Below are 3,163 nucleotides of genomic sequence, written 5' to 3'. Positions count from 1 at the left end.
AGACCCACTCTACTTTTGACTAAATTACTGGCTAATAAAACTGAGATGTCTAAAACCCTTGACCCACCTGATTTAGCCGCTTGAGAACGGGGCAGAAGCAAAACAGAAACTTGTCATTGTCCAGTTATATAGGTTGCCCTCATGAATCAGTTGCATCATACCTCTTCCAATATTGCTGTCGTTGTTCGTTTTGTCGCTGGTACGTTTGAAGCAGGGTTCGATTTTGATGCTCTTATTCTAAAAGATGGAAGGCAGATTCATCGATATCCAGAAGCGGGTGAAAGGCTCGATACCTCTCCATATCGTAGGACTCCCCCTGCACTAGAGCTACCAGCGCTATATCAGGAATGGCAATCTAGCTATCTCAAATCTGAAAAGGCCAGAGGCAGATTGCGTGATGCATCAGGGGGGCAGGCGTGGACAGCTAGTGATTATGACGTTAAGACCCGCAAAATTAATGTTCCAGAAGATGTAGAAACTCACTACTCCTCATCTGTAGAAAATGCAAGAACTGCTGCCGTAGATCTGCGTCGATATTTGAGAGAAAATTGGTTTCAAAACGAGGGATCGTTTGAAAACTTGCGATTCTGGATTACGGGTAAAGCCGAAGTTCAGCGAGATCAATCTTTGCCAATCTTTTTTGAGTTCAATACCCCCCAGCTGGAGCAAAACTATATCCTCAGGCGTTTACCTTGGCATTTATGGGACTTAGTTCAAACTGATTTTTTCAATAAAGCTGAAATTGCTTTGTCTGCTAATGCTTTTCGTGAAGGTTCATCTTTAACTACGCCTATCAAAGTTTTAGCTATTTTTGGTAGTGACGAAGGTGATTTGGACTTAGGCAAAGACCGAGCAACATTAGCGAGGCTAAGAGACTTTGGGGCTGAAGTTCATGTACTACCTCCAAACCTAGAAGAGCCAGAATCTGAGAGTGATAAAGCATCACCACTTACCTCTGCTGACTTACTGAGAGCATTGACCCAAGATTCCTATGATATTCTTTTCTACGCAGGCCATAGCTCTAGCGACAGAGAATATCGTGATGGTTATCTTTATTTGGGAAATGATAACTACTGCACACTTACTGTTCTTCAACCTAGACTATTAGAAGCCATTGACCGGGGACTAAAACTGGCCATCTTTAACTCTTGCGACGGGTTAGGACTAGCCGATTTTTTGGTTAGGATTCGCCTGCCGTATACAGTTCTCTTTAGAGAGTCAGTTCCCGATCCAGTAGCAACAGCGTTCCTTGGCACTTTCTTTGAGAATTTTTCAACAGGAAAGCCCCTTTACTCTGCTCTCAGAAGAGCTCGCACAAAGCTGATTGAGCTAGAGGATAACTATCCCTCCGCCTCCTGGTTGCCGATTATTTGCCAAAGCCAAAGTCAGCCAGAGTTGGTCTGGCCAGATCTTACTGCACCTCCACTTCCACCTAAGCCTTACGTTCCCAATCCTCCTATTACTGATAAGGAAAATGGGAAGAAGAGTGATAAGGATTGGAAAAAGTGGGCTGCAATTGGCGTGAGTGTAATGGCCGTAGGGGTGGCTGCATTTATAATTCCACCATTGTTGTGGCCACAAAAGGTTGGTTCCAGCCTTACACCAGAATATATTTCTATTGGAGAAGATCGTCTGATTGATTCTGCAATCTGGCAAGATGAAGAGGGTGAGGCTTATGTTGGATGTTTTCCAAATAAAAACCTGAAAGAGGACGCCGTTACTGCATTTCGATCTGCCTATAATTCAAACTCAGGTTCAGAAAACTGGGGTGAGGTCATCGGAAAATTTGAAGAATATCGAAAGGTTTGCCCTTCCGATCCCGAGGCTCTGATCTATCTGAATAATGCCAGAGTATTCAACTCTGGCAAGCCATTTATCCGAATTGCTGCGGTTGCTCCACTAGGCCATAGCGATACCGTTTCTCTTGCCCTTGAGCTTTTACGAGGGTATGCTCAAGGGCAAGAGACTCTGAATCAAAATGGAGGTGGCATTGATGGTCGGTTAATCCAGATTCAAGTTGCCAATGATACACCTAGTACTTCTCATCAAGATAAATACAAACTAACTGAAGATATTGCAAAAGCCCTGGAAGCTGACTCCGCTATTTTTGCAGTATTGACTTCTACCAGCGATACAACTAAGAGGGCATCAGATATCTATGCTGGGTCTGGGATAATTTCCGTATCATCGACAAGTACAGCCGTTAGAGGTGATGCGTTTCAGTTAGATAAAGATTCTGTATTTAGACTAGCCAATACTGATAGTAGAGCTGCACAAGATCTTGCGAAAGTTATCCAAGAGAGAGGATACGAAACAGTTGGCATGGTTTACGAGAGCAACGAGCCTTACAGCCAGTCGATAAAACTTCAGAATAAAATAGCTCTTACTAATATTGCAGATATTAGTGCACCTGATATTTGTGACTTGTCCTCTCCGGGCGGCTTTTCGCCAAACAGATGTGCTGAAGTGATGGCTGATTTAGATGCGGTCTTACTGCTTCCCAGTACAGAAATTAGCGGTGATATTCAGCGAGTAGTTCTGAACCTTGATGATTTCGATGAAAAGCCTGCTCTATTTGGTGGAGATGCAGTTTTTGGAGCCAACACATTAGCAGAACTTGGAACAAAAGCTGAGGGAATGATTGTTGCAATTCCCTGGCACCAAAGCATCAATACTGGAAAGGTAAACCCTTTCTTAAACGAAGCTTCCGGAATATGGAAAATTAGCCCTGGTAGTTTCAACTGGAGAACGGGACTTGCCTATGATTCAGTAATGGCAGTAGTAGGGGCAATCGGCAAAATGAATTTACCATTGCCTGAAGCAGATGAACGTCAGATACTCACTCGCCAAGATGTTGAAGGAATAGCTAATATTATGAAGGATAATAGTTTTGATGGATTCTTAGGACCAAACACAATTAGTTTTGATCAGTCAGGAGATCGAGAACTGATCGATAGCCTCGATCTTGGATTTGTCGTGGAAGTGCAGTGCACTAATAGTCCAGATCCTCAATGCGGTTTTGGCAAGCCTCAGTAATTGTAACTACTCAGGCTTAAAAAATTAGAGAGTTTTCCCAGGTTACAGAGATTATCAGCTAGCGTAATCCAAATATAGGAATTGGTAACCTCCTTGAGCAAGCCCAAGGGTCGCATCAAACTCAGTG

1 protein-coding gene is annotated in these 3,163 nt (G+C 43.3%); it reads left to right on the top strand.

Annotation, left to right across the window (positions count from 1 at the left end; genetic code table 11):
- Positions 1-141: 141 nt before the first annotated feature.
- Positions 142-3,036 (top strand): ABC transporter substrate-binding protein, encoded by a 2,895-nt coding sequence (locus VB741_RS26195; protein WP_323368174.1) that lies wholly within the window; start codon positions 142-144, stop codon positions 3,034-3,036.
- Positions 3,037-3,163 lie beyond the last annotated feature (127 nt).

It is taken from the genome of Leptothoe sp. PORK10 BA2 (assembly GCF_034932105.1).
Lineage (GTDB): Bacteria > Cyanobacteriota > Cyanobacteriia > Phormidesmidales > Phormidesmidaceae > Leptothoe.
Note: the sequence above shows the minus strand (reverse complement) of the source record. Positions and strands in the feature narration are given on the sequence as shown.